The sequence below is a fragment of the Candidatus Pantoea formicae genome (assembly GCF_011752625.1).
Lineage (GTDB): Bacteria > Pseudomonadota > Gammaproteobacteria > Enterobacterales > Enterobacteriaceae > Pantoea > Pantoea formicae.
Map to the genome: position 1 here is coordinate 103,194 of NZ_VWXD01000003.1, position 26,326 is coordinate 129,519.

Below are 26,326 nucleotides of genomic sequence, written 5' to 3' on the forward strand. Positions count from 1 at the left end.
GTTTACGACTGCAGATGCGGCCTTCTTTCGCGCCCTGCACTATAGCACAGGGCGTGATTTTCACCTTGGGTTAAGGGTGAAGTAGCGCTGCGCGTTGTTAAAGCAAATATCTTGCAGCATGCTGCCGAGTACGGCTTCGTCGTGCGGCACAATGCCTTCATCTACCCATTGTGCGAGCAAATTACACAGTATGCGGCGGAAGTATTCGTGGCGTGTGTAGGAGAGGAAACTGCGTGAGTCAGTCAACATGCCAACAAACTGGCTGAGCAAGCCGATTTGTGAGAGTTGCTCCAACTGGCGCAGCATGCCATCACGCTGGTCATTGAACCACCAGCCGGAACCAAACTGCACTTTTCCGGCAATGCCCGCACCCTGGAAGTTGCCTGCCATGGTCGCCAGCACTTCGTTATCACGCGGATTGAGGCAATACAGAATGGTCTTTGGCAGTTGATCGTTAACATCCATCGCATCCAGCAGGCGCGAGAGCGGCAAAGCAATATTGTTATCGCCAATGGAGTCAAAACCGCTGTCAGCACCCAGCAAACGGAACAGACGAGTGCTGTTGTTGCGAATGGCACCGATGTGTAACTGCATCACCCAATCACGTCGTGCATACTCTGAACCCAACCAGACCAGCACTGCGCTGCTAAACTGTGCGATTTCCCGCTCGCTCAGCGTGTCGCCATTGCGACGTTTCGCCAGAATGGCGTCCAACACGCTATCGTCGGGAACAGGTGCAAAGCGCAGCACTTCAATCCCGTGATCCGCTGCACGACAGCCACGGGCAGAGAAGTGATCTAAACGGCGCAACAGTGCGGTGCGCAACGCATCAAAGTCGGTGATCGCCACATCCGCTGCTGCCTCCAGCCGTCCCAGATATTCAACAAAGCCTTCAAGCTCAATCTTGAACACCTTATCCGGTCGCCAGCTTGGAGCGACATCAATATCAAAGCTGCTGTCTTCGGCAATCTGACGATGATATTGCAGCGAATCAACCGGATCATCGGTGGTGCCGACCATACGTACATTCATTTGACGCATAATGCCGCGTGCAGAAAATGCCGGGGTTGCCAGTTTCTCGGCGCATTCGTCCCATACGCGCTGCGCGGTGTCCGGCCCAAATAACGTATTGGTGATGCCGAACGGGCGACGCAGCTCCAGATGGGTCCAATGATAGAGCGGATTGCCCAGCGTTTTGGGTACGGTGTGGGCCCAAGCGAAATATTTATCGTAATCGCTAGTCGTTTTGCCTGTGATCAGTGACTCATCGACGCCGGCCGCTCGCAGCGCACGCCATTTGTAGTGATCGCCCTCCAGCCAGATCTGGCCCAGATTGGCGAACTGGCGATCTTCGGCGATCTCCTGCGGGTTGAGATGACAGTGATAATCGTAGATCGGCATATCAGCCGCATAGTCATGGTACAAACGACGCGCAACGTCGCTTTGCAGCAGGAAATCGTCATCCATAAAACGCTTCATTTCGGCTCCTGATTCAGGGATGCAACGGCGGCGCGGGCACCATGCTGGCAAAGTTGCGCGTACACCTGTTGAAGATGGCTGACGAAGCCTGGATTGGCAGGCAAATCGTCTCCAAAAATGGTTCTCACGGCGAGCAGGGCGCGAATACGCGCGTCACCTTCTGGCGTGTGCTGGTTGATGTCATGCAACGTGGCACTTAATGGGTCAACCACGTCAAATGCTTCACCTCGCTCATTTTGTCCGAGCACGTAACGCATCCAGCCGGCAATACCCAGCATCAAGTGGCGACAGTCACTGCCATGCAGCAAGTGATAACGCACCGAATCGAGCCAGCGCTGTGGCAGCTTCTGGCTTCCATCCATCGCAATCTGTTGCGTCCGGTGGCGTAGCGAAGGGTTGCTAAAACGCTCAATCAGCTGATTGGCATAGGCTTGCAGATCGATACCCTCAGGCATCGACAGCGTCGGTGCTTGCTCCTGCATCATCAGGGCCAATGCTGCCTGGCGATAGGTCGGGAGTTGCATGGTGTCAGCGATGGTTTCACAGCCACCCAAATACCCGAGGTAGGCCAGAAATGAGTGACTGCCGTTGAGCATACGCAGTTTCATCATTTCGAACGGCGCTACGTCGGCCACCAACTGTGCGCCAACGCGGTCCCACTCCGGGCGACCGTTAACAAACTTATCTTCGATCACCCATTGGCGAAACGGCTCGCAGGCCACGCCGCAAGGATCCTCGACGCCCAGCAGCGCACGAATTTCCTGTTGGGTTTCATCGGTCACCGCGGGAACGATGCGGTCAACCATGCTGCTGGGGAAGGTAACGTTCTCATCAATCCAATGCGCCAGTGCCGTATCGCGCAACTGCGCCAGGCCTACCACAGCGGCGCGCGCGACATGGCCGTTATCACGCAGGTTGTCGCAGGAGAGCACAGTAAACGGTGCAACACCGCGTTCGCGACGCACACGTAATGCTTCGACGATAAAACCAATGGCGGATTTCGGCGTCATGGGGTGCGCAATATCATGTTTTATCAACGTATTGTCAGCATCCAACTCACCGTTGGCACCTTGGGTGCAATAGCCTTTTTCCGTCACTGTCAATGAAACGATAGCGGTTTCCGGACGAGCCAGCGCTTCGATAATGCCATTGTGTCCATCCAGTGCAGGATGCAAGGCTTCTTTGATGGCCGCCACGAGGTGAACGTCGTTCTGCTCAGCCCCTTTTTCCGTCACGCTGTAGAGCAGGTCTTGTTGGCGCAGTTGTTCGACCAACAGCTTGCCACTCGCCGACATCAGGTTGACTTCACAGATGCCCCAGTCACTGTCGCTGGTTTCAAGCAGGTGATGCAGATACAGTGCCTGGTGGGCGCGATGAAAGGCGCCACAGCCGATATGCACAATACGCGGCACCAGCCGCTGATGATTCCATGCGGGACGGGTGACGTTTAGCTCGTCATTGGCAAGGTTGTGTTCCATGTAAACTCCATTCGAACCGGCGCGCATTAATGCGCACCCTACATCGGACCGATGCATGTTAGGGAGAGGCCCCATATGGCCTACCGGTGGATTTTGGGGGATGCCACCTAAAGCCTACCGATGGATTTTGGGGGATGCCACCTAAAGCCTACCGATGGATTGTAGGGGCGCCATTTATGGCGACCACAACGGCGCTAAGTTTTCAGAAATAAGCGCGATGGATCGCCAACTCCACACCGCGAATTTCCGCCAACCCTTTCAGACGACCAATGGCGGAATAGCCGGGGTTGGTTTTCTTTCTTAAATCGTCGAGCATCTGATGACCATGATCAGGGCGCATCGGAATCAAATCCTCCTGACCGGCCGCTTTACGGCGATGTTCTTCTTCAGCAATCGCTTTGATCACCGCAAACATGTCGACATCGCCGCCCAAATGCGCCGCTTCGTGGAAAGTGTTCGGATTCTCTTCGCGTTTGGTTGACCGCAGATGCGCAAAGTAGATGCGAGGACCAAAGCGTTTCACCATGCCAGCGAGATCGTTTTCCGCCAACACGCCATAAGAACCGGTGCACATGGTGAACCCATTCGCAGGGCTTGGAACGGTATCGATCATCCACTGCAAGTCTTCTGCATTGGAGACAATGCGCGGTAAACCAAGAATCGGACGGGGCGGATCATCCGGATGTACCGCCATACGGACGCCAGCCTCTTCTGCCACCGGAATAATGGCGCGCAGGAAGGTGGCGAAGTTTTCACGCAACTCAGCTTTGCCGATACCGTCATAACGGGCTAATTGAGCACGGAACTGGTCCAGCGTGTAACCTTCTTCTGCACCTGGTAAACCAGCAATGATATTGCGCGTCAGACGGGTTTTATGCGCTTCGCTCATGTTGGCGAAACGGTCCGCTGCCTGCGCTATTTCAGTGGCGCTGTAATCCTTCTCCGCACCGGGACGCTGCAAAATGTGCAGTTCAAACACAGCAAATTCGATCTGATCAAAGCGCAGGGCTTTCGCGCCATCGGGTAACAGATATTCAAGGTCCGTTCGCGTCCAGTCGAGGATCGGCATGAAGTTGTAGCAGACCGTTCTAATACCGCATTGCGCCAGATTTCGCAGAGACTGCTGATAATGGCTGATCCACTTCTGACACTCACCGCTGCCGGTTTTGATCTCTTCGTGAATCGGCACGCTTTCCACCACTGACCACACCAGACCAGCGGCTTCCACGATGGCTTTACGCTGCATAATTTCGTCCACCGACCACACTTCACCGTTAGGGATGTGGTGCAGGGCGGTGACGATGCCGGTGGCGCCAGCCTGTCGTGCATCGGCAAGAGAAACGGGATCATTTGGGCCATACCAGCGCCAGGTCTGCTTCATGTTGTTACCTCTTTTAGGTCCTGAAAATGGAACTCAAGACAATTCTTATATTGGTTGACCTATTTTTCGGTTAGCGCACTGCTTATGACATGGATTGCGCTTTCAGGCCCTAAAATTCGACTCTTTAACCGCGGATGTCAACCTGGTTAGTCATTTTGGTTAACCAGATCACAATTGCGGCATCTGACTGGCGACCAGATTCAGCATCTGTGGTTCACTCCTGGCGGATGGTTAGAGATGACTCACTGAAGTCGCTCCTCAACAACAAGCAGCAATTCCTGTGCGGCAGCCAGCGATATTTCCGGTTTATCGATGCCCGCGCAAACATCACAGGATTTGTAAGCTCATGATGTTAATAAATAATGGAGAACCAGATGAACCGCAGTTTGAATCCAGGGATCGCTGCCGCTGGCAGCAAACGCACCTTCCGCAATTTGCGCTGGTGGGTATTGGTGTTGTTCTTAGCGGGCGTCACCGTCAATTACATTACCCGAAACTCACTGGGTATTTTGGCCCCAGAACTCAAGACCAGTTTGGGTATCACCACTGAACAATATTCATGGATCGTCGGCGCATTTCAGCTGGCCTATACCTTCTTCCAGCCGATTTGTGGTTGGTTGATTGATGTGATTGGTCTGAAACTCGGCTTTCTTATCTGCGCCTCCATCTGGGCGGTGGCTTGCCTGTTCCACGCGGGTGCCGCGAGTTGGGTGCATCTTGCCATTCTGCGCTTTGTGATGGGGGGCGCAGAAGCCGCCGCCACGCCGGCTAACGCCAAAGTGCTGGGCGAATGGTTTCCGAAAAAAGAGCGTCCTGTCGCAGCCGGTTGGGCGGGTGTGGGCTTCTCTATTGGTGCTATGTTGGCGCCGCCGATCATCTATTTTGCTCACGCTTCCTTCGGTTGGCAGGGTGCGTTCCTGTTTACCGGTTGTCTGGCGCTGGCATGGGTCGTGCTTTGGGCGTTGTTCTATCGCGATCCTGAGCGCCATCCGAATTTGCAGGCGTCTGAGCTGGAATTCATCCGTCAGGATAATGAACCTCCTGCCGTCAAACTGCCGTTTTTTAAAGCCTTAAAAAGCGTCTCGAAAAACAAACGTTTCTACGGCATCGCCATTCCCGCCTTCATGGCCGAACCGGCCTGGGGCGTGCTGAGTTTTTGGGTGCCATTGTATCTGGCAAAAGATCTCGGAATGGACCTCAAACAAATCGCCATGTTTGCCTGGCTACCCTTCCTGGCCGCGGATCTTGGCAGCGTCGTCAGTGGTTATTTGACGCGTGTGTACACCAAATTGTTTGGTTTCAACCAAGTGAATGCCGTGGTGGCGAGTTCGGTGACCGGGGCCTTTCTGATGCTTTCGCTGGCGCTGGTGGCGGTCACCAAGAGCCCGTATGTGGCCATCGCATTGATCTCGATTGGTGGCTTTGGGCATCAGATCATCTCCTGCATGCTCAGTGCGCTGGTGGTGGAAAAGTTTGATAAAGGCCAAATGGCGACGGTGAACGGTATGCGCGGTTCCTTCGCGTGGATCTCCAGCTTCCTGTTCTCACTGGTGATCGGCGTCACCGCCGACAAGATTGGCTTTAACCCGCTGTTTGTCGCCATGGGCTTCTTCGACCTGATTGGCGCGGTCTTCCTGATTGCATTTATTGCTGAACGTCGCGCGCAGCGCGCCTGAATAAAGTAGGTAACAATGAAAACCTTAAAAAATTGGTCACTCACACATTCTGATCAACACCATGTTGCGTTAACCGTCGATGGAAAATACCAGCTGAACCTGTATGTGCTGGAAGCCGGCATGTTCCGCGTTGCGATTAAACGTCAGAGCGGATTCGCACTGGATCGCACCTGGAGTATTGCGCCAGAGAGCGAGGTGCCGTGGGAAGGGCGTCCACGTGACAGTCTGGCAGGCTTTACCCTGCCAGGATTCACGCTCGAAGAAGAGGGCGATACGCTGGTGGTGTCCACTGATGTCCTGCGCGTGTTGGTGCACCAGCCGTTGGCGCTGGAGTGGCAATATCGAGATAGCGCCGGTGCATGGCAATTACTGACCTGCGACCGCCCAACCAGCGCCTATCTAATCAATGCGCACGGCGATGGCGTGGCGCACTACCAGCGCCGTATGAATGACGATGCTTACTACGGCTTGGGTGAAAAAACCGGAGATTTGCAGCGTAACGGCAAGCGCTACGAGATGCGTAATCTGGATGCGATGGGTTACAACGCGGCGGCGACTGATCCTCTCTACAAGCATGTGCCGTTCACCATCACACGCCGCAGTGAAATGAGCTTTGGCCTTTACTACGATAACCTCAGCAGCAGCTGGTTCGATCTCGGTAATGAGTTAGATAACTACCATCAGCCTTATCGCCGCTGGCAGGCTGAAAGTGGAGATATTGATTACTATCTGTTTGTTGGCAGCAAAGTGCTGGATGTCACCAAAGCCTTTGTGCGTCTGACCGGTAAAACGCTGTTTGGCCCGAAATGGAGCCTGGGTTACAGCGGCTCCACCATGCACTACACCGATGCACCGGACGCGCAGAATCAGCTGATGAAGTTCATCCGTTTGTGCGAACAGCACGACATTCCATGCGACTCCTTCCAGCTGTCATCGGGTTACACCTCGATTAATAACAAACGTTATGTGTTCAACTGGAACTACGACAAGGTGCCGCAACCGGAAGTGATGAGCCAGGCGTTTCACGATGCCGGTTTGCGTTTGGCAGCCAACATCAAGCCTTGCTTATTGCAGGACCATCCGCGCTACGAAGAAGTTGCGGCGCAAGGTTTGTTTATTCGTGATTCGGAACAGGATGCGCCAGAGCGCTCGGTGTTCTGGGACGATGAAGGTTCACATCTTGATTTTACCCATCCGCAGGCGGTGGCTTGGTGGCAGGAAAATGTCACCAAACAACTCCTGGAGAAGGGCATTGACTCGACCTGGAACGACAACAACGAATATGAAGTGTGGGATGGTGAAGCGCGTTGCCACGGTTTCGGCACACCCATTGCCATCAAGCATATTCGCCCGGTGATGCCATTACTGATGATGCGTGCGTCAATGGAAGCGCAGCAGCGTTTTGCCCCAGAGAAGCGTCCATTCCTGATCTCGCGTTCTGGCTGCGCCGGCATGCAACGCTATGTGCAAACCTGGAGTGGTGATAACCGTACTAACTGGACGTCACTGCGTTACAACATCCGCATGGGCTTGGGGATGAGTTTGTCGGGACTGTTCAACGTGGGTCATGACGTGGGTGGTTTCTCGGGTGATAAGCCGGATGCAGAATTGTTCGTGCGTTGGGTGCAAAACGGCGTGATGCATCCGCGTTTCACCATTCACTCGTGGAATGATGATCACACGGTGAATGAACCTTGGATGTATCCGACAGTCACGCCTGCGATTCGTGCTGCGATTGAACTGCGTTATCGCCTGCTGCCATACCTCTATACTTTGCTGTGGCAAGCACATGCTGATGATGAGCCGATGCTGCGCCCAACGTTCCTCGATCATGAACAGGATAAACAGACCTTCGCTGAGTGCGATGAGTTTATGCTGGGTCGCGATCTGTTAGTGGCCAGCGTGGTGGAAGCAGGACAACGTGAACGCAGTTTGTGGCTGCCTGATAACCAAACAGGCTGGTATGACTTTGCGACGCAACAGTGGTACAGCGGCGGTCAGTGGATCACCCTGCCAGCACCGCTGGAAACCCAGCCGATGTTGGTGCGTGCGGGTGCTGCACTGCCGATGAGCCAGCGTTTGCGTCATGTGGATGCCCAAGCGGATGACCGTCGCACGCTGCAACTTTATCCATTACAGGGTAAGGGCGAGAGCAAAGGCCTGGTATTTGAAGATGACGGTGAGTCTTGGGGCTATCAGCAGGGTAACGCGTTGTGGTTAAACTGGGAAATGCGCAGCGATGCCGAGGCTATTCACCTGAACTTCCAGCGCAAAGGCAATTACCAGCCAGCTTGGAAAACGCTGCAGATTGTCTTGCCTACGGCAGAACAGCGCCAGTTGTATATTGATGGTGTTGCTGTCAGTGCGGCAGGTGCGCAACTGGTGTTGGCAGACGCGGTGAGTCACTAAGCGGCAGGATTCGAGGTAAAGGTGCGCATCAGTGCGCACCTTTCAAAACGACGTGAACGACTCAATCCAAGCATGCACATCAATCCCTAACCAATGAAAATCCCACGTCATTGTGGTAGGGGCACCATTTATGGCGAGCGAAATTTCTTCATGCAATTGATTTAAAAGGGATTAATCTATCAATCCTCTCGCCCGCGCCAGCAAAAACGCGGTCACGGAGGTGGCATCGGTGACTTTCCCTGCCAACACCAGCTGCAGAAACTCGCTGATCTTCATTTTTCGCGCGGTCAGCCCAACTTCTTCCGCATCCAGGCTTTGTCCCTGATAACGCAACTCGCTGGCAAGGTAGATGTGGTATCCCTGCGCGGAGTATCCCTGCGCCAGTTTTTGGTAGCCAACATACTGCCAGCGATCGGCAATTAATCCGGTCTCTTCTTGCAACTCGCCAGCGGCCAGTGCTTCTGGTGTGGCGCCAGGGTCAAGTTCCCAACTGCCCTGGGGAAGCTCAATGGTGCGTTCACTGATGGGATAACGGTACTGCTCCACCACGAAAATACTGTCCTGCTCTACCGGAAGAATCACCACAAAATCATTCTTTTCAATCACTGAGTAGATGCCTTCACTGCCATCAGCCCGTTGAATCTTATCTTCTTTAAGCGTCATCCAGCGATTGCGATAGATTTCTGTCGATGCGAGGGTGTGAATTTCAGGTTTCAAGATGGGCCTCCATGAAGTGAATCATTGATTTAAGCCTATCACTGCGGCGCGAGAACAGGGTATTTATCTGTTTTTCTCCATTGCTTGCTTGAGCGCGTTAAGAAACACCGTTACGCGTGCGGGTAATTGGCGTGTGGTGGGGAACAGCGCCCAAACGCCGAGCATCTGTGGTTGGGCATCGAGCAAATCGATGGCGACCAGTGTGCCTGCCGCCAGTTCTTCCCTTATATCCCATTCGGATAACTGCGCAATGCCGCTGCCGGCCACACAAAGTGTGCGCACACCCTCCACGTTACTGCCGCTAAAACGGCCTTCTACACTCAGGCTGGATATATGCCCGTCGATCAGAAAACTCCATTGCACCACGCCGGAAAGACGCAGGCAGTTATGTTTGTGCAGGTCGTTAAGTGTCTGAGGTGTGCCGAAGCGTTGCAGATAATCGGGTGACGCGCACAGCATGCGCGGGTTATCGGCAAGGCGATGTGCCACCAGTCGAGAGTCACGTAATGGAGCAATACGGATCGCAATATCGTAGCCCAACCCCACTAAATCGGTGACGTCATCGCTCAATTGAAATTCAATGCGTAGCTCCGGGTTCGCTTCCATCAACGCAGGTAACAGCGGAATGATGGTTCGCCGCCCAAAACCCGAAGGTGCAGTGATACGCAACTGACCGGTTGCACCTTGTTGATGGGGAGAAAAGAGGTTGCGCGCGCTCTGCTCGGTTTCCGCCAGTGATTTGGCGTAGGGCAGAAACTCTTCACCTTCATCCGTTAAGGCGATGGCGCGCGTGGTGCGATGCATCAGACGTACGCCGAGATCCTCCTCCAACGATGCCAGCCTGCGCGACACGGTCATGGGCGTGGTGTTGAGCCGCCGTGCCGCCTGCGTGAGGCTGCGGGTTTGCGACACCATCAGGAAAACCTCAATATCTTTGGAGTTCATTTTAACGATTTCCGTTATACAGACGTATCATCTTCGGCCATTTTTGCGGTTAATGCGACACACTATACTGCGCTCTGACGATAATCAGGAAGAGCAAGGCAAAATGGCCGATAAACACTTATTTCAAAGCGGCACGTTAAATCGCCTCGCACTGAAGAACCGCATCATGGTCGCGCCCATGACACGCATCTCTGCCACGGTGGACGGCGTACCGGGCGATCGCATGAAGCACTATTACGCGCGTTTCGCTCGCGGCGGTTTCGGCACCATCATTACGGAAGGGCTGTATATCGATGAAGCCTGGTCGCAGACCTACGCGTTCCAAGCCGGTTTAGTGAATAGCCGACAGGTCGCGGGCTGGCGTGCCATCACTGATGATGTACATCAGCATGGCGGCAAAATCATCGCACAGCTGATGCATGCAGGCGCGATTTCCCAAGGCAATATCTACCGGAGTGATACCTTGGCACCTTCAGTCGTGCAACCGCGCGGAGAACAGCTGGGCTTTTACCATGGTCATGGCAACTATGCGTTGCCGGCAGAAATGAGCGAGGAGCAGATTCAGCAGGCAATTGAAAGTTTTGCCGAGACTGCCGCCCGCGCGATTGGCGTTGCCGGATTTGATGGCATTGAAATTCATGGTGCTAATGGCTATCTGCTTGACCAATTCTTCACGGATTACACCAATCAGCGCCACGATCGCTGGGGCGGCGATATCGCAGCACGCTTGTCGCTGACCTTGGCGGTGATCCGAGCGGTACGCCAGCGCATTGGCCATGATGTCACCTTAGGTGTGCGCATTTCACAGGGCAAAGTGAATGATTTCCATCATAAGTGGCAGGAAGGAGAAGCGGGCGCAAAGCAGGTGTTCCGTCTGTTAGCGGATTCGGGCATTGATTACCTGCACCTCACAGAATATGACGCGTTGCAACCCGCCTTTACTGACAATGCACGCTCGTTGGTGCAGCTAGCTCGTGGGGTGGCACCCAGTCTGACCATTGTGGCAAATGGCTCGCTGTCAGACTGCCATCGTGCCTCACAGGCGCTGGAGCAGGGGGCTGATTTTGTGGCGCTGGGCAAAAGCGCGCTGGCCAATCCTGACTGGCCGATGCGCGTCCGCGATGCGGCACCTTTGCAGGAGTTTGATAAAAACCTGCTGGCCCCCTCCGCTGATGTGAAAAACTGCGAACTGGCTTAGCCGTTCGCACCACACGGCCGTTTTTTTGCTGCAAACCGGTGCGCACCCCCCCCGCGCACCGAACTCACTTTCCACTTCTGCACCACCCTCACTTCTGCTCATAACCATTCAAATACCCTCACGCCCTGATCAAAAGATGTGATTTTTATGCTTAATGATGATTATTGCTGTTTTATGATTGTTGATTATATGAATATTGAGTATATGATTGCCGGGTTTTATTAACTATTTTACATCATTTGATGTGTTTTGATGTCGGGGTTAACTGTGAGCAAGCTTCTACCACTGTCGGCTGCCGTGACCAATTACGTCATGGGCCAGTAAGGTAAGGGCGATCCGCAACTTACCGCGCAAGGCGTGATGCAGATTCAGGCGGGCGGTGGCTCCTCATTCCTGATTCGCAATGCTGCAACGCTAGCGTGGAGTGGTATCGGGATCGGTGCGGTGGTGTTGTTGATTATCCTGATTTTCATCACTGAGCGTCGTCGCAAGCAGCGTTGATGCCTTCATCTGATGTAACCCAATCAATTACCCCGGCATAAGCCGGGTTAATTTTTTTCTTCTTTTGCACTATGATGACCTCCTTGTAAAAATCATGGATGCGTGCAATGACCGATCATAACCTGCGGAAAAAACTCACTATTCAGGATATCGCCAGAATTTCTGGCTTGAGTACGGCTACTGTCGACCGTGTGCTGAATAACCGTCCGGGGGTTAAAGAGAGCACCAGGTTACGCGTTGAACAGGCGATGTCACAGCGTTCGCCGGTCTCAGCAACGCTTGTCGCTGAGAAGAAAATCGCTTTTGTGGTGGATGCGGGTAGCAGCTTTATCGAAATCATTCGCGGTGCCTTATCACGCGTCAAAGACAACTATCCTCACGTCTCCTTTACCTTCGACAGCGTGCCTAACCACCAGCGCGATCAGCGGTCCTTCTGTGATTTACTCAAATCTCGCATTGATGGAGCCGATGGGGTGGTGTTGGTCTCGCGGGAAGATATCTTGATCAACAGCGAAGTGCGTGAAGCCGGATTGAAAAACGTCCCGGTGGTGTGTCTGACCTCTGACATGCCTCATTCAGCTGCTTGCATCGGCGTGGATGAAGTGAGTGTAGGTGCGAATGCTGCGCTGTTCATAGGCCGGATGATAAAGCAGGACAAGGCCAAAGTACTGTTTGTGGCCAGTTCAACGTATCGCACCCAGGAAGAGCGTGAAATGGGTTTCCGCCGGGTGATGCGTGCCGAATTCCCACATATTGATGTTTTCGAACGTATTGATTCTAATGACGAGTCGGACGGCACCTACAAGATCATTAAAGAGTTCCTGACACACAACCCGGATGTCGCGGGTATTTACAATCTGGCTGGTGGCAATCGCGGTATTGCCCGCGCCATTAAAGAAGCAGGATTGACAGGAAAAACCTTATTTGTCGGTCACGAACTCACTGAACACACTCATAAGTTGCTGGAACAAGGGGAGATGGACATTCTGTTTGCCCACGATATGGATCGTGAAGTCAACGCGTGCATCACCACCGTTGAGGCGCTGTGCCGGGGTGAACGTATCGAAAAGACGTGGTTCCCCTCGCTGATTTATACCAAGTATTCGCGTTTCTGATTTTTTATACTGTCAGTTAAACCAGGAATTTTTATTAAACACCTGTAACGTGGTTTTAATATCGTTACAGGTGTTACCCGATCTAAAACGCTCAATCAGCATGATGCAGTGTGCGATTTCTTGCTGGACATCGTGGCCTAACACAATGTCCATCTCCCCTTGTTCCAGTAACTTTCGCGTATAGTGATTCAATTCATGACCGATAAACAACACTTTGCCATTCAGGCCATATTCGGCTAAGGCTTGCGCGACACCGCGATTGCCACCTGCCATGTTATAGATACCGGCCATCGGTTCATGTTCGCTGAGATATTTTTTAACGCTCAGGCAGGCATTTTCCGCTTCATCGTTTACGTTCATACGTTCAAGAATGTGCAGATGTGGGAATTCAGCGCGTAACACGCGACGAAAACCGATTTCGCGCTCTTCCTGGGTGCGATAGCTGGCGCTAAACAGCAGCAAGATTTTACCTGATACGCGAGGAAGCATACGTCCCATGAGCCAAGCCGCGGTCGCGCCGGTGCTCAGTGGGTCAAGGCCAACGTAAGCATTTCGCCGTGAGTTGGGCAGATCAGTGGTCAGGCAAATAACAGGCACAACATGGTCAACCGTATTGCGTACTGCGCGATTGACTTTCAATTCATCTCGAGAGATCAAAATAATGCCGTCACTGGTTTTAGCACGTTGTTGAATAAGGGCACTAAATCGCTCGGAATCCACCTGTACGTTAGGAATGCTGTCGAAAGTAAATAAATAATCATGATGGACAGCAATATATTTTCTAATTTCACTCTCAATTAAACAGATAAAGCTTGAACCCGCATCGCAAATAAACGCAATGCGTTTTACGGGCTGGATAGCACTATTTTCATGTCGTCCTTGCAGTTGCTCAATAGCGACCATCACCTTATGGCGCGTTTTCTCGCGTACACCTGGCCGGTCATTGATCACACGGTCAACCGTGGCGGTGCCATAGCCAGTGTAAGTGGCAATCTCTGCAACGGTAGGTCCACGCTTATACAGTTTCCCATTCATCTTTGATGTAAAATCCATCATTCAATCATTGTGATTCATCATAACGGTAATGATTTAAAAATCAATCTTTGCTATCTGTATGATAATGCAAATTTATTGCTTTTTTGAGTTTAAATACATCAAAATGATGTGTGATGGACATCATTATTTTAACATCATTTTTTCTCGCTTGATTGACTTAAAAACCGAGGAAAGCGATCAATTGCGACACATTTTCGTCACCAATCGCCATAACACTAAAAGTGTGATCGCACTCAGCCTGAGAGGTAAATGATGTCAAATCATGGAGTTAAGAAAGTGACCAATCCGGTTCGCTGGGGAATTATCAGCACCGCCAATATCGCCTGTGTCAAACTCATTCCCGCCATGCTGGCGAGTGAGAATTGTGAAGTAAAAGCCATCGCATCGCGCTCACTTCAGAAGGCGCAGGCCAAAGCGGCACAATTTGGCATCGAGAAAGCCTACGGCGATTATGAAGCATTGCTAAATGACCCGGAGATTGAGGCCATTTATGTGCCACTGCCAAACGATCAGCATATCGATATGGTGTTGGCTGCTGCGGCACATGGCAAACATGTGTTGTGCGAAAAACCCATTGCGCTGAATGCGCAGGAAGCGCTGCGTCTGCGCGATATTCCAGCCAATCTGGTGGTGGCTGAAGCCTTTATGGTGCGCCATCATCCGCAGTTTGACATCCTGCGCCAGCATTTGCGCAGTGGCGAACACGGTAAACTACAAACCGCGCAGATTCTGCTGTCATTCATGCTCGATAATCCTGGGGACTTCCGCTTTGATGTGAAAAAGGGCGGCGGCGCGCTGTTTGATCTCGGTTGTTACACCGTGATGACGGCACGTTATCTGTTAGGACGCGAACCGCAACGTGTGTTCTGCTCTATGGTGCGTTCGCCGCTAAATGGCACCGATGAAACCACCCATGCCATCCTTGATTTTGGTGATGGCCAGCAGGTCACGCTCACTGTTAGCCTGAAAATGGCCGCCTCACAGCGTGTGCAGGTGGTATGTGAAAAATCACTGCTCGATCTCTCCGCCCCCTATGTTCCCGGCAAAGGTTCGCCCGCCACCTTATGGATCGATTCCCATAGCGGTTTAGATGATGCGGCACCGCAGCCTCGTCACTTGCCTGAGGTGGAACAATACCAGTGCGAAGCCACTAACTTCGCACGCGCTGTGCGCGGTGAGCAGGGACTGGAATTTGGTATTGAAGACGCCATTGCCCAGATGCGCGTGATGGATGCGCTGTTTGCCTCAGCAGATTCCGGTCAGTGGCAGGAGGTGGCGCAATGAAAACTTACAACATTGCCATTATTGGTGCGGGCATGATTGGTGCCGCACACGCCTCAGGATATCGGGCGCATCAAGCCCGTTTGGCAGGGGCCAACCATCAGTTCAATCTGCATACAGTATGTGATGCCCGCGAAGATGCGGCCCAGGAGTTAGCACGCGTATGGGGTTTTGCCCATACCAGCAGTGACTGGCAAGCAGTACTGAACAACCCGGATATCGACATTGTCAGCGTGGCGCTGCCTAATTTCCTGCATGCGGAAGTGGCAGCAGCAGCCTTGCGCGCGGGTAAACATGTTTTGTGCGAAAAACCGCTTGCGCTGACGGCAGCGCAAGCCAAAGAACTCACCGAACTGGCGGCAAGCAGTAAAGGCATTAATGGTAGCGTCTTCAACTATCGCCGTATTCCAGCGATCTCGATGATCAAACAGTTGATTGAGCAGGGTGAGATTGGCACGCCAACTCATCTGCTGGTGCAGTATCAAACCGGATATGCCGCTGATCCTCTGTTGCCGCATAGCTGGCGTTATACCGAAAGCCGTGCTGGAGGCGGGGCATTGCATGATATCGGCGCGCACGCCATTGATATCGCGCGTTTTCTCTGCGGTGACATTCTTGAGATTGTCGGCGCCACTGAAGATACCTTTATCAAACACCGTTACCTGCCACTCACCGCCAATGCCGGGCATAGCCATGTGACGTTGAGTGACCAAAGCGCAGTCGTGGACACGGATGACATCAGTTCCTGTGTCTTGCGTTTTAACAGCGGTTGTCAGGGGCTGTTTTCCGCCAGCCGCGTCACGGTTGGCATGGGCAATACCCTGTCATTCACCTTAACCGGCAGCAAAGGCACCGTGCTGTTTAATTCTGAACGCCCAGGTGAATTCCAGATCGCCCGCGCCAGTAAAGAGAGCGGGGCATTTGTCACACGCGCCAACAATCCCGCCTTCCCGTACCTAAGTGATTTGATTCCCGTGCCGCATGACGGCGTGGCAATCGGCTACGCCGAGGGCTTCGGCTTCATGATTGCCGAGTTTATGCAAGCGGTGGCGGAAAATCGGCCCTATAGCAAAGGCAATTTTGCCGATGGCCTGGCGGTGGCGTTGGTACTGGAGGCAATACAACATGCCGCGCGAGAACGTCGCCCGGTTTCTATCAGTGAGTTTGCAGGAGCACAACCATGAAAATCGGTATGGTCACCGATAGTCTTGGCCATCTGAGCCAAGACGAAATGTTGCGTGTCGCCGCAGAGCTGGGATTGACCCACTTAGAATTTTGCTGCGGTAACTGGTCTTCCGCGCCACACCTGGATCTCAATGCGCTGCTCAGCAGTGCTGAGAGCCGTCGTAATTTTCTCGCCAAAGTCCGCGACCACGGTCTGACGATTTCCGCGCTGAATGCCAGTGGCAACCCGTTACATCCGGGGGAAAGTGGCAAAGAACACCAAGCCTGTGCTGATGCCACGCTGGAGCTTGCCGGTCTACTGGGTATTGAGCGCGTGGTCATGATGTCTGGCTTACCTGGAGGCCCCGGCGACCAATGGCCGAACTGGATCACCGTGGCCTGGCCGCCATTCTGCGGACAGATCCTCGAATATCAATGGAATGAAATCGCCATTCCATGGTGGAAACAGCGCGCCAAACTGGCACAGCAGCACAAGGTTGAACGGTTGTGCATTGAGTTCCATGCGGGACAGCTGGTGTACAACGTGCCGAGTTTCTGGCGATTGCGTGAAGCGGTCGGGGAAACGGTCGGCGTTAACTTCGATCCGAGCCACCTGATCTGGATGGGTGCCGATCCGCTGGCGTGTATCCACGATCTGGGTGATGCCATCTATCACGTTCATGCCAAAGATGCTTGGGTCAATCCGCGCCAGGCCGCACTCACCAGCCGCCTGGAAAACCTGCACTCCAGCCATAACCGGGAACGCGCATGGAACTATGTCACGCTGGGCTACGGTCAGGATGAGCAGTGGTGGAAACAGTTCTGCTACCACCTACGCCAGGTGGGCTATGACGATGTGCTGAGTATTGAACATGAAGATGTGGTGTTGTCGCGTGACGAGGGGATGCGTAAGTCAGTGGCGCTGTTGCAGCGCTGCCTGGCGGATGCACCCTCCGATTATACGCTGCCCAACATCGGGTAAATCGTTGCCGTTAATAACAGCGGGCTGCAGCCGCAGCCCAATAATAATCTGACGAAAGAAGAGAACATCATGCGTAAACCTACAAAAAAATTGCTTACCCTGCTGTGCATGTTGCCCCTCTCCGCCTCTTTGCATGCGGCAACGCCGCAAATTGGCGTAGCGATGTCGGCGTTTGACGATAACTGGCTGACCATTCTGCGCAGCGCCATTGCTGAAGAGGCGAAGAAAGAGGGCGCAGCGGTGCAGATGGAAGATGGTAAAAACGAAGTTGGCACGCAGCTTAACCAGATCCAAAATTTCACCGCTTCCAGCTTGCAAGCCATCATTGTTAACCCGGTAGACAGCACGGCGGTGCAATCTGTTACTGATGAAGCCAAAGATGCGGATATCCCTTTGGTTTACCTTAACCGCGAACCGGCCAATATCGTCACGCTGCCCGATAATCAGGCGTTTGTCGGCTCCAGCGAAATCGAAGGAGGCACGCTGCAAGCCAAGGAAGTGTGTCGTTTGCTCAATGGCAAAGGCAACGTGTTGATTATGCAAGGCGATTTAGCGCAACAGTCGGCAGTACTGCGCACGCAAGCGGTGGAAGATGTGTTCAAAAAGGCGCCGTGTGATGGCATCAAGGTGGTGGATAAACAGGTGGCGAAATGGACGCGCACCGGCGGCAACAACCTGATGACCAACTGGCTCTCTACCAACATCAAATTTGATGCCGTGGTGGCGAACAACGACGAAATGGCGTTGGGTGCAATCCAGGCGTTAAAAGCATCGAATCGCGACATGAAAACTGTGGTGGTGGCGGGCATTGATGCCACCGTCGATGCACTGAACGCCATGAAGGCGGGCGATCTCGATGTCACGGTGTTCCAGGATGCCAATGCTCAGGGCCGCGAAGCTTTGGTCACCGCCATGAAATTGGTGAAGGGTGAAAAAGTCGATAAGCGCGTGCTGATCCCCTATCAACTGGTTACGCCAGCCAACCTGAATCAGTTCATGAAATAAGCGGGAGACACCCATGACAAGCCAACTGACATCGGTGCGCCCACGCGGCGCGCCGCAAGATGCTGCACGCTGGGATTATGTGCTGGAAGTGGAAAAGGTGCGCAAAGCCTTTCCCGGCGTGGTAGCGCTGGATGATGTCTCGCTGAAGATCAAACCGGGTTCGGTACATGCCCTGATGGGGGAGAACGGCGCCGGAAAATCGACACTCATGAAGATAATCTCCGGCCTGTATCAACCGGATAGCGGTGAAATTCGGTTGCGGGGAGAATCTGTGACGCTCGCTAGCCCACTGGCTGCGCAACAGGCGGGCATCGCGATGATTCATCAGGAACTGCTGTTGATGAACTCAATGACGGTGGCCGAAAACATCTGGATACGGCGTGAGCCGCGCAACCGTTTCGGTCTGATCGACCATGCTGCCATGTATCAGCAGACCGAAGCCTTACTAACCCGGCTCAAGTTGGATCTGGATCCCGACGCCTTGATTGCTGAGCTGTCGATGGCCAGTCGGCAGATGGTGGAGATTGCCAAAGCGGTGTCGCTGGAAGCCGATGTGCTGATCATGGATGAATCCACTTCATCGATTACCGAAACCGAAGTGGCACATCTGTTCAACATCATCCGTGATTTGCGCGACAGTGGTATTGGCATCGTCTACATCACGCACAAAATGAATGAGCTTTATGAAATTGCTGATGAATTTACCGTGTTTCGCGATGGTAAGTTTGTCGGCACCCATGCCGCCAGCGACGTCTCGCGCGACCAGATCATCAAGATGATGGTCGGACGTGAAATCACCCAGATGTTCCCTAAAGAGGTGGTGCCGATCGGTGATGTGGCTTTGAAGGTTGAGGGATTAGGCTTGGCAGGGGTGTTCAGCGATGTGTCGTTTGAACTGCGTGCCGGTGAGATTCTCGGTTTTGCCGGGCTGGTGGGGGCCGGGCGTTCCAACGTCGCGGAAACGCTATTTGGCGTGACTCCGGCTACGGCGGGCAGCATTGCACTGGCCGGGCGTAAGCTGGTGATGTCATCGGCCTACAAGGCCATTCATCACGGTATGGCGATGCTGACGGAGGATCGTAAGGAGACAGGTTGTTTCCTGCCGCTGGATATTCAGGAAAACATGCAGATCGCCGCCATTCATGAGAACTACTGCCGCAACGGCATCGTCGATGAAGCATCGCTGGAAGAGGATTGTCACGATATCTGCCAAAAGTTGCGGGTAAAAACGCCCAACATGCACGAATGCATCGAAAACCTGTCCGGTGGTAACCAGCAGAAGGTGTTGATCTGCCGCTGGTTGCTGACTAAACCGCGCATCCTGATTCTGGATGAGCCCACGCGCGGCATTGATGTCGGTGCCAAGGCGGAAATTCATCGGTTGATTGTCGAATTGGCCCGCCAAGGGGTTGCCATCATTTTGATCTCATCGGAACTGCCTGAAGTGCTCGGCATGAGCGACCGCATTCTGGTGATGCATGAAGGCAAAGTCACCGGCATTGTGGCGGCGGCGAGCGCCGATCAAACCTCCATCATGAGTCTGGCGGCTCATTAACGCATCGAGTTGAGGAAAATATGACTATGTCGACAACGGATAACCTGCAGCCCGTGCCTGCGCGGCGTAAAAAACGCTTGCCCACGGAGGTGAATATCTTCTTAGTGTTTCTCGGCATCGCGGCGCTGTTCGAAATCGCGGGCTGGATCGTGGTAGGGCAAAGCTTCCTGTTCAACCTGCACCGCCTGCAAATCATCATTCTCCAGGTGGCAGTCATTGGCATCATCGCTGTGGGGGTGACGCTGGTGATCATCACCGGAGGCATTGATTTGTCCTCCGGCTCAGTGGTGGCGATGAGCGCGATGATTGCAGCTACTTTTGCGCAGAGCTCGCTCTGGCCGAAAGTGTTCTATCCAGGTCTGACCGACCTGCCTTTCTTTGTGCCACTTGGCGTAGGGTTGTTAATTGGTGCGCTAACAGGGCTGGTGAACGGTCTACTGATCAGCCTGACCAAGATCCCACCCTTTATCGCCACCTTGGGCATGATGGTAGCGTCGCGCGGTGTCGCTAACTGGTTTACCGAGGGTAGCCCGGTATCGGGCTTCACTGATGGCTTCGCATGGTTGGGTAACGGCCTGGGACGCTGGGCACCGGTGGCGATATTCCTTGTGGTCGCGCTGCTGTTCCATCTGGTGATGCGTTATACCCGCTTTGGTAAATTTACCTATGCGATTGGTGCGAATTTGCCTGCGGCACGTGCGTCAGGGATCAACATTGAACGCCATCTGATCAAAATCTACGTGATTGCCGGTCTGTTGGCGGGCCTGGCAGCGATGGTCGCGATTGCGCGCATCAAAACCGCTCAGGCGGGAATGGGGATGATGTATGAACTGGATGCGATCGCCGCCGCAGTGATTGGCGGGGTATCCCTCTCCGGTGGACGCGGCCGTATTCTCGGTACGGTTATCGGGGCGTTGATCCTCGGGGTTATGATGTCAGGTTTCACTTTCCTGCGCGTTGACGCCTACTACCAGGACATCATCAAAGGCACCATTATTGTGCTGGCGGTGATTGTTGATCAGTTCCGTCAGTCACGGCGGGTGAAGAAGAAAGGATAGAGATAAAGGGGCGCACAGCATGCGCCCCTGAGGTTTTATGCTGAATGCTTCTGCCGTGACAATCCACTCAATGCCAGGCCGGCCAGCGCCATGACGACCGTCAGACCCACCACGGCATTCCAACCACCGTGCAGCCAGACCCAGCCGCCAAACGAACCCGTAATGCTGGATCCCATGTAGTAGAACAACAGATACAGCGAGGAAGCGTGGCCGCGATTATTACCGGCTAACGGGCCGACGGAACCGCTCGCTGCCGCGTGCGCGACAAAGAAACCGCTGGTAATCAGGATAATGCCACCAATCAAGCACAGCAGGTTATCTGGCACCGTCAGTAAGATACCAGCCAGCAACAACAGAAAACCGGCAATCAGCAACGGCTTACGACCGAACCGATCGGCCAGACTCCCCGACAATGAGGAGGAGACAATCCCAATCGCATAGGCACAGAAAATCAGGCTTACCTGTGTCTGGCTAAAGTTAAACGGCGCGTCAGAGAGGCGGAAAGTAGCGTAGTTAAACAGCGTGACAAACACGCTGGTCAGGAAGAAACCGGTGGCATACAAGCGAATCAATCCCTTATTGCCGAGGTGACTAAACCAGGCTCTGAAATGGAAGTGGAGATTGAGTCCTGGTTTGCGTTCGAAATTGCGTGATTCTGGCAATAACAGCACAAACGCTATCGCTGCCGCTAAGCCGAGCACACCCAATACGCCCATGGCGATGCGCCATGAGGTGAATTCAGTCAGCAATCCCATGCCGACGCGTCCAACCATTGCGCCAAACGCTGTTCCGCCGACGTACAATCCCATGGTTTTGCCGAGATCTTTTTTATCGATTTCCTCCGCCAACCAGGCCATGGCGACGGCGGGGACGCCGCCAAGCACCACGCCTTCCACCGCACGGGCAACCAACAGCAGATGCCAATTGGGTAACACCGCTGCGATGAAATTGCAGACCGATGCCAGCGCCATCGAGGTGAACATCAATCCACGACGTCCTACAGCTTGAGAAAAAGCACCAGCCAGCAAAATAGACACCGCCAGCAAGCCGGTGGTGAGCGACAGGGCGAGTGAGCTTTGCGCCGGGGTGACATTGAACGCGTGAGTGAAAGCGGGCAGCAGCGGCTGTACACAATAGATCAGCGAAAAACTGGCCAGTCCGAGCATGAAAAAGGCAATACCCGCACGGCGATACTCACTGCTACCGCGCGCGATGCTGAACGTTGCGGGGGATGATGCAGGCAGGGCATTTTCTAACGAGCGACTCATGATGATTCCAGGGTAACGAAGATTGCACAACGCTACCGCGCCACCTATCATCTGTCCAATATATAGCGCTGCATAAAGGTATCTATAAAACAGATGGAGCTACGTCACATTCGCTACTTCCTTGCTGTCGCCAACGAGCGTAATTTCACGCGTGCAGCGGCGAAACTCGGGATCGGACAGCCACCGCTCAGCATGCAAATCAAGGATCTCGAAACAGAGATTGGCTATGCGCTGTTCGACCGCACTGCGCAGGGAGTGGAGCTCACTGAAGCCGGGCAGGCTTTTTTGCAAGCGGTTCAGCCGCTGCCTGCTCTCGCTGAAGGAGCCACCGCCTCCGCCCGTCGTGCCGCCCAAGGGGAAACCGGCACGTTGCGTTTGGGGTTTACTGGCACGGCGGGTATGAATCCGCTGATTCCTGGCTGCATTCGTGCCTTTCGTCAGGCGTATCCCGACGTGTTTCTTAACGTGATGGAGGCTAACTCGATAGTGTTATTACAGGCGTTGGCGAATCAGCAATTGGATATCGCGTTATTGCGCCAGGAAAATGCGGTTCCCGAGGGAGTCAGGGTGCAGCTATTGCTGCAAGAACCGCTGGTGGCTGCACTGCCTGCTGACCATCCTCTGGCGCGAATTCGCGGTAAAATGACTTTGCCGTCGCTGCGTGATGAACACTTCATTCTGACACCCAAAGAGAGCGGTACCAGTCTACGGGAATCCGTTCTTCAGGCGTGTCGCCAGCAGGGCTTTACGCCGATGGAAGGGCAGCCAGCACCCCATATCGTTTCAATATTATCTGTGGTGGCGGCGGGGTTAGGGGTGTCACTGGTGCCGGAATCTATGCGCCAATTTAGCCTGGCAGGGGTGGTGTTCAAACAAATCAAAGCACCGGTGCCGACCACCGGTTTAGCGGTGGCCTGGAATGACCAGGCATTAGCGGCAACGGCGCAGAATTTCCTCACGTTGGTGAAAGCCAGTGGGATTATTGTTTAAATGCCCAGCCGAGTTTGCCCTCAGCAGAGACCAGCTTCTCTAGTTTCTTCTCGTTGACTTTCTTCATGGCGCCCAGCTTTTCAGCGGTCAGCGGACCGACATCGCTTTGCGCTATCACGGTATCTTTGGGTACGTCGGTGATTTTCTCCGCAATGGCAGTAACGGCAGCGCCGTAGCCCTTACGGTCGTGCAAGTCGAAGGATTTTAACGGCAGTTCGCACTCCAGCCATTGTCCCCAATAGAACTCAAGGAATGGCGGCGGCGTTTCTTCCTTCTCGAAACCAATATCGCGCACGAAGTAAACCAACGAGCGATACTCATCGTCCTGCATATGTTTGCGGCCCAGCTCTTTCGGCAGCGCATCTGGGGTGATTTTGCCTTTTGGCGTATCCAGCCACACCAGATGCGCGGCTTCCATCTGTTGCCAGAAGGCTTTCATGCTGGTCAGGTTGCGGAAGTCGTTGGTGATGCGCACCTGTACGCGCGTTTTTAAACCGCCAATGTCGGCAAAGTTGCTGAAGGTATGATGACCATCGGTGAGGTAGAGCGCATTATCGGGGGCGATCACCGCCGTTTTCATCGGGCCGGGATGGGTGCCAACTGGGGCTTTGCAGGTAAAACTGTCGAGGTCAGAGATGCGTGATTTACTGTTGAATTTATCCACGCCTTTCTGCCCCATGCTTTCGCAGAAGTCATCGAACAGTTTTTTTGGATCCGCCTGGTAGCGGTGCAGCTTGTAATCCAACTGACGATAACCAATCGCCGCTTGCGTCGGGTGCAATTGTGCGAGCTGCACTTGCACGATATCACCTGCTTTGACATCAGCGGGCAGCGCCGCAGAGGCCTGTCCGGCAGACCATAACAGGGCCAACAGTGACCACGGTGTTTTCATTCCCTTTCCTTCAATCACCAGCATCAGAGGCGCTACGATAGCATTTCTGTCATCTTCCCGCTTTAGTGTTGTGCTTCGCGCTTGACCTGTTACTACTCGTTATCCAGACATCTGACCACATCGGAGCTTCCTATGGCACTCGCTGCTGTCCAACCGGCTAAACTGCAACACTCTGTCATTGATCCTAGCGTGCGAATGCGCGATACCCACATTGGTCAGCAATGTGAAGTCCTCGCTGAGAGTTATCTTGAATACAGCGAGTTGGGTGACTTCTCTTACTTGGGTGAACACTGTTGTGTCGCTGATGCGCAGATTGGTCGTTTTACTGCTATCGCAAATCAGGTGCGTATTGGTGCACCCAATCATCCGATGGATCGTGCGTCTCAGCATCGCTTTACTTACTGTCCGGAATATTATGATAACCAGGCCCGGCGTGATGCCAGTTTCTTTGCCGATCGTCGCGCCGATCGTGTGATCATTGGCAACGACGTGTGGATTGGTCACGGTGTGATTGTGCTGCCTGGTGTGACTGTGGGGGACGGGGCCGTACTGGCTGCGGGCGCGGTAGTGACCAAAGATGTCGCGCCATACACTATTGTGGGTGGTGTTCCGGCCAAACCCATTCGCGGTCGCTTTTCGCCAGAGATTGCTGCTCAGTTGCAGGCGATTGCGTGGTGGAACTGGCCGCTGGAGAAGCTGATGGCGCATCTGGCTGATTTCCAGTCGCCGGATATCGCTGCCTTCTGCCAGCGGCACGCGGTATAGAAATTACATCGCCTGCTGTGCTGCTACTGCCGGTGCATCGGCCTTCAGGCGTTTCTCGGGTTGCAACAACGTCATCGCCAGCATACTGCCAAAAGCTATGCAGGCGGTGACGGTGAACATCGCGTTGTAACCGTAATACTCCGCTAACCAGCCACACAACATTGGAGAGATGATCGAGGCGAGATTGGCAATCGCCAGCGTCATACCGCTGTACGCGCCCACCGATGCTTTAGGGGTAACATCTATCACCACTGACCAATAGACGTTATTCACCAAGGCGTTGAGTGCATTACCCAGCGTCATCAGCGCGATAATGCCCGCCGCTGAACCCACCCACGGAATCGCCATAAAGCAGCAAGCGGTCGCGCATAAGGTGACGGAAGCAAAGACATTTCTCGCCAGGCGTAAGTTGTTGAAGCGTGCCAATAGACGATCGGCAATGCGTCCGCCGAGCAGCACCGTGATACAGGCCCCGCTCCAGGGAATCATGGCCACGTACCACAGCGAGTGCAGATCGTAGTGGAAGTTATCCTGCAAATATTTGGGCAGCCAGGTGACGAGCGTAAAAGTAATGTAGAGGAAGCTAAAGTAACCCAGGGCGTTGCACACCAGCGTGCGGCTGGTAAAGAAACGCCACCACGGCAGCGTGCCCTCATGCTGACTTTCACGCTTTTGCCCATTGATAATCAATTGGCGTTCAGCCGCGTTAGCGCGCGGGTGCAACAGAGGCGTGTCAGTAAAGTTACGCGCAAACAACAGCATGGCCAGCAGGGAGAAAGCACCCAGCAGAATAAACATCATCCGCCAGTCGTTGGTTAACAGTAATAGTCCTACGGCAATCGGGGCGGTTAACAGCGAACCGACCTGAGTGCTCAGCAAACCGATGCTCAAGGCGAAACCGCGTTCATTATCCGGCGCCCAGTGAGCAATGGTTTTGTTCATCAGCGCATAGGCTGGGCCTTCGGAAAAACCAAACAGGATACGTAACGCGGCAAATCCCATAATCGCGGAACCCCCAAATATGGCCATACCGACTTCACCGGCCCATGCTGTAGCTATTTCCAGCAACGACCACAGGATGCCCGCCATCAGCCACACCTTTTTGGTGCCAAGCCGATCGGCAAGAAAACCACCACACAGTGAGCCAAACAGATAACCGAAACCGAAATAACTCAGCACCGCGCCCAGTTGCACTTTGCTGAAATGAAACTCTTGGGAGATAGCGTTAGCAGCAAAAGAGAGCGCGCCGCGATCAACATAGTTAATCAGCGCGATCAAAAACAGTAGAGAGAAAATGGTGTAGCGGGTAGAGGATGCTTGCATAGCGCGACTCCTGATAAAGAACACAGGAATCATTAAGCAAAGCTGATGCCAATTTGGTGAGGCTGCTAAGGGCTTTTCCGTGGTGCGT

Annotated in this window: 22 protein-coding genes; 13 read left to right on the top strand and 9 right to left on the bottom strand. The window is 53.7% G+C overall.

Annotated features, from left to right (window positions below; translation table 11 throughout):
• Nucleotides 1-60: 60 nt before the first annotated feature.
• The 3 genes from uxaC to uxuA all read right to left on the bottom strand — a co-directional run bounded on the left by uxaC (nt 61) and on the right by uxuA (nt 4,338).
• Entirely contained in the window at nt 61-1,479 is a 1,419-nt protein-coding gene (gene uxaC, locus F3J38_RS09290) for a glucuronate isomerase (RefSeq protein WP_167137408.1), read from the bottom strand.
• Nucleotides 1,476-2,957 (bottom strand): fructuronate reductase, encoded by a 1,482-nt coding sequence (locus F3J38_RS09295; protein ID WP_167137411.1) that lies wholly within the window; start codon nt 2,955-2,957, stop codon nt 1,476-1,478. The genes uxaC and F3J38_RS09295 overlap by 4 nt, the downstream gene beginning before the upstream one ends.
• Before the next feature lie 202 nt (nt 2,958-3,159).
• Nucleotides 3,160-4,338: a mannonate dehydratase gene (gene uxuA, locus F3J38_RS09300; RefSeq protein ID WP_167137414.1), complete on the bottom strand. Its 1,179-nt coding sequence runs from the start codon at nt 4,336-4,338 to the stop codon at nt 3,160-3,162.
• A 374-nt stretch (nt 4,339-4,712) separates the two neighbouring features.
• Between uxuA and F3J38_RS09305 the strand changes: the two genes are divergently transcribed.
• Together F3J38_RS09305 and F3J38_RS09310 are read left to right on the top strand one after the other, a co-directional pair.
• Nucleotides 4,713-6,014, top strand: a complete 1,302-nt coding sequence (locus tag F3J38_RS09305) for an MFS transporter (protein WP_167137417.1) — start codon at nt 4,713-4,715, stop codon at nt 6,012-6,014.
• A 15-nt stretch (nt 6,015-6,029) separates the two neighbouring features.
• On the top strand, nt 6,030-8,423 hold the full coding sequence (locus tag F3J38_RS09310; RefSeq protein WP_167137420.1) for a glycoside hydrolase family 31 protein: 2,394 nt from the start codon (nt 6,030-6,032) through the stop codon (nt 8,421-8,423).
• Between the two features lie 171 nt (nt 8,424-8,594).
• On the opposite strand, the gene F3J38_RS09315 is transcribed toward F3J38_RS09310, so the two are convergent.
• Both F3J38_RS09315 and F3J38_RS09320 read right to left on the bottom strand, forming a co-directional pair.
• Nucleotides 8,595-9,140 (bottom strand): NUDIX domain-containing protein, encoded by a 546-nt coding sequence (locus F3J38_RS09315; RefSeq protein WP_167137423.1) that lies wholly within the window; start codon nt 9,138-9,140, stop codon nt 8,595-8,597.
• Between the two features lie 63 nt (nt 9,141-9,203).
• Nucleotides 9,204-10,085, bottom strand: coding sequence for a LysR family transcriptional regulator (locus F3J38_RS09320; protein WP_167137426.1), 882 nt, complete (start codon nt 10,083-10,085; stop codon nt 9,204-9,206).
• 103 nt (nt 10,086-10,188) lie between these two features.
• Between F3J38_RS09320 and F3J38_RS09325 the strand changes: the two genes are divergently transcribed.
• The 3 genes from F3J38_RS09325 (at nt 10,189) to F3J38_RS09335 (ending at nt 12,899) form a co-directional block, all read left to right on the top strand.
• Nucleotides 10,189-11,283 carry an NADH:flavin oxidoreductase gene (locus tag F3J38_RS09325; RefSeq protein WP_167137429.1) on the top strand — a complete coding sequence of 365 codons (1,095 nt, stop codon included), beginning with the start codon at nt 10,189-10,191 and terminating at the stop codon, nt 11,281-11,283.
• A gap of 360 nt (nt 11,284-11,643) precedes the next feature.
• The gene (locus F3J38_RS09330) at nt 11,644-11,784 is read left to right on the top strand and encodes a hypothetical protein (RefSeq protein ID WP_167137432.1); all 141 of its coding nucleotides are present in this window, start codon (nt 11,644-11,646) and stop codon (nt 11,782-11,784) included.
• Between the two features lie 107 nt (nt 11,785-11,891).
• Complete coding sequence (locus F3J38_RS09335; protein WP_167137435.1) at nt 11,892-12,899, top strand: LacI family DNA-binding transcriptional regulator; 1,008 nt, start codon at nt 11,892-11,894, stop codon at nt 12,897-12,899.
• Nucleotides 12,900-12,911: 12 nt separating this feature from the next.
• Here F3J38_RS09335 and F3J38_RS09340 read toward each other — a convergent pair whose 3' ends face one another.
• Complete coding sequence (locus F3J38_RS09340) at nt 12,912-13,934, bottom strand: LacI family DNA-binding transcriptional regulator (protein WP_167137438.1); 1,023 nt, start codon at nt 13,932-13,934, stop codon at nt 12,912-12,914.
• Between the two features lie 270 nt (nt 13,935-14,204).
• Here F3J38_RS09340 and F3J38_RS09345 point away from each other — a divergent pair, with 270 nt between their 5' ends.
• The 6 genes from F3J38_RS09345 (at nt 14,205) to F3J38_RS09370 (ending at nt 21,000) form a co-directional block, all read left to right on the top strand.
• Nucleotides 14,205-15,239 carry a Gfo/Idh/MocA family protein gene (locus F3J38_RS09345; protein ID WP_167137440.1) on the top strand — a complete coding sequence of 345 codons (1,035 nt, stop codon included), beginning with the start codon at nt 14,205-14,207 and terminating at the stop codon, nt 15,237-15,239.
• Nucleotides 15,236-16,420, top strand: coding sequence for a Gfo/Idh/MocA family protein (locus F3J38_RS09350; protein WP_167137443.1), 1,185 nt, complete (start codon nt 15,236-15,238; stop codon nt 16,418-16,420). Before F3J38_RS09345 ends, F3J38_RS09350 begins: the two co-directional genes overlap by 4 nt.
• Nucleotides 16,417-17,382: a sugar phosphate isomerase/epimerase family protein gene (locus F3J38_RS09355; protein WP_167137445.1), complete on the top strand. Its 966-nt coding sequence runs from the start codon at nt 16,417-16,419 to the stop codon at nt 17,380-17,382. The genes F3J38_RS09350 and F3J38_RS09355 overlap by 4 nt, the downstream gene beginning before the upstream one ends.
• Before the next feature lie 69 nt (nt 17,383-17,451).
• Nucleotides 17,452-18,387 carry a sugar ABC transporter substrate-binding protein gene (locus F3J38_RS09360; RefSeq protein ID WP_167137448.1) on the top strand — a complete coding sequence of 312 codons (936 nt, stop codon included), beginning with the start codon at nt 17,452-17,454 and terminating at the stop codon, nt 18,385-18,387.
• A gap of 13 nt (nt 18,388-18,400) precedes the next feature.
• On the top strand, nt 18,401-19,942 hold the full coding sequence (locus F3J38_RS09365; protein ID WP_167137451.1) for a sugar ABC transporter ATP-binding protein: 1,542 nt from the start codon (nt 18,401-18,403) through the stop codon (nt 19,940-19,942).
• 26 nt (nt 19,943-19,968) lie between these two features.
• Nucleotides 19,969-21,000 (top strand): ABC transporter permease, encoded by a 1,032-nt coding sequence (locus F3J38_RS09370; protein WP_205298204.1) that lies wholly within the window; start codon nt 19,969-19,971, stop codon nt 20,998-21,000.
• A gap of 35 nt (nt 21,001-21,035) precedes the next feature.
• Here the strand turns inward: F3J38_RS09370 and F3J38_RS09375 are convergent, their stop codons facing one another.
• The gene (locus F3J38_RS09375; protein ID WP_167137457.1) at nt 21,036-22,268 is read right to left on the bottom strand and encodes an MFS transporter; all 1,233 of its coding nucleotides are present in this window, start codon (nt 22,266-22,268) and stop codon (nt 21,036-21,038) included.
• Between the two features lie 93 nt (nt 22,269-22,361).
• Between F3J38_RS09375 and F3J38_RS09380 the strand changes: the two genes are divergently transcribed.
• Nucleotides 22,362-23,258, top strand: coding sequence for a LysR family transcriptional regulator (locus F3J38_RS09380; RefSeq protein ID WP_167137460.1), 897 nt, complete (start codon nt 22,362-22,364; stop codon nt 23,256-23,258).
• Here the strand turns inward: F3J38_RS09380 and F3J38_RS09385 are convergent.
• Nucleotides 23,248-24,150 carry a ParB/Srx family N-terminal domain-containing protein gene (locus F3J38_RS09385; RefSeq protein ID WP_167137462.1) on the bottom strand — a complete coding sequence of 301 codons (903 nt, stop codon included), beginning with the start codon at nt 24,148-24,150 and terminating at the stop codon, nt 23,248-23,250. The genes F3J38_RS09380 and F3J38_RS09385 overlap by 11 nt on opposite strands.
• Nucleotides 24,151-24,282: 132 nt before the next feature.
• Here F3J38_RS09385 and F3J38_RS09390 point away from each other — a divergent pair, with 132 nt between their 5' ends.
• Nucleotides 24,283-24,915, top strand: a complete 633-nt coding sequence (locus tag F3J38_RS09390) for a DapH/DapD/GlmU-related protein (protein WP_167137465.1) — start codon at nt 24,283-24,285, stop codon at nt 24,913-24,915.
• 3 nt (nt 24,916-24,918) lie between these two features.
• Here the strand turns inward: F3J38_RS09390 and F3J38_RS09395 are convergent, their stop codons facing one another.
• Nucleotides 24,919-26,238, bottom strand: coding sequence for an MFS transporter (locus tag F3J38_RS09395; protein WP_167137468.1), 1,320 nt, complete (start codon nt 26,236-26,238; stop codon nt 24,919-24,921).
• Nucleotides 26,239-26,326 lie beyond the last annotated feature (88 nt).

What these genes read in the sequence shown, in the direction of transcription:
- uxaC (WP_167137408.1), bottom strand. Translation starts at nt 1,479, where the DNA reads ATGAAGCGTTTTATGGATGACGATTTCCTGCTGCAAAGCGACGTTGCG.
- F3J38_RS09295 (WP_167137411.1), bottom strand. Translation starts at nt 2,957, where the DNA reads ATGGAACACAACCTTGCCAATGACGAGCTAAACGTCACCCGTCCCGCA.
- uxuA (WP_167137414.1), bottom strand. Translation starts at nt 4,338, where the DNA reads ATGAAGCAGACCTGGCGCTGGTATGGCCCAAATGATCCCGTTTCTCTT.
- F3J38_RS09305 (WP_167137417.1), top strand. Translation starts at nt 4,713, where the DNA reads ATGAACCGCAGTTTGAATCCAGGGATCGCTGCCGCTGGCAGCAAACGC.
- F3J38_RS09310 (WP_167137420.1), top strand. Translation starts at nt 6,030, where the DNA reads ATGAAAACCTTAAAAAATTGGTCACTCACACATTCTGATCAACACCAT.
- F3J38_RS09320 (WP_167137426.1), bottom strand. Translation starts at nt 10,085, where the DNA reads ATGAACTCCAAAGATATTGAGGTTTTCCTGATGGTGTCGCAAACCCGC.
- F3J38_RS09325 (WP_167137429.1), top strand. Translation starts at nt 10,189, where the DNA reads ATGGCCGATAAACACTTATTTCAAAGCGGCACGTTAAATCGCCTCGCA.
- F3J38_RS09330 (WP_167137432.1), top strand. Translation starts at nt 11,644, where the DNA reads ATGCAGATTCAGGCGGGCGGTGGCTCCTCATTCCTGATTCGCAATGCT.
- F3J38_RS09335 (WP_167137435.1), top strand. Translation starts at nt 11,892, where the DNA reads ATGACCGATCATAACCTGCGGAAAAAACTCACTATTCAGGATATCGCC.
- F3J38_RS09340 (WP_167137438.1), bottom strand. Translation starts at nt 13,934, where the DNA reads ATGAATGGGAAACTGTATAAGCGTGGACCTACCGTTGCAGAGATTGCC.
- F3J38_RS09345 (WP_167137440.1), top strand. Translation starts at nt 14,205, where the DNA reads ATGATGTCAAATCATGGAGTTAAGAAAGTGACCAATCCGGTTCGCTGG.
- F3J38_RS09350 (WP_167137443.1), top strand. Translation starts at nt 15,236, where the DNA reads ATGAAAACTTACAACATTGCCATTATTGGTGCGGGCATGATTGGTGCC.
- F3J38_RS09355 (WP_167137445.1), top strand. Translation starts at nt 16,417, where the DNA reads ATGAAAATCGGTATGGTCACCGATAGTCTTGGCCATCTGAGCCAAGAC.
- F3J38_RS09360 (WP_167137448.1), top strand. Translation starts at nt 17,452, where the DNA reads ATGCGTAAACCTACAAAAAAATTGCTTACCCTGCTGTGCATGTTGCCC.
- F3J38_RS09365 (WP_167137451.1), top strand. Translation starts at nt 18,401, where the DNA reads ATGACAAGCCAACTGACATCGGTGCGCCCACGCGGCGCGCCGCAAGAT.
- F3J38_RS09370 (WP_205298204.1), top strand. Translation starts at nt 19,969, where the DNA reads ATGTCGACAACGGATAACCTGCAGCCCGTGCCTGCGCGGCGTAAAAAA.
- F3J38_RS09375 (WP_167137457.1), bottom strand. Translation starts at nt 22,268, where the DNA reads ATGAGTCGCTCGTTAGAAAATGCCCTGCCTGCATCATCCCCCGCAACG.
- F3J38_RS09380 (WP_167137460.1), top strand. Translation starts at nt 22,362, where the DNA reads ATGGAGCTACGTCACATTCGCTACTTCCTTGCTGTCGCCAACGAGCGT.
- F3J38_RS09385 (WP_167137462.1), bottom strand. Translation starts at nt 24,150, where the DNA reads ATGAAAACACCGTGGTCACTGTTGGCCCTGTTATGGTCTGCCGGACAG.
- F3J38_RS09390 (WP_167137465.1), top strand. Translation starts at nt 24,283, where the DNA reads ATGGCACTCGCTGCTGTCCAACCGGCTAAACTGCAACACTCTGTCATT.
- F3J38_RS09395 (WP_167137468.1), bottom strand. Translation starts at nt 26,238, where the DNA reads ATGCAAGCATCCTCTACCCGCTACACCATTTTCTCTCTACTGTTTTTG.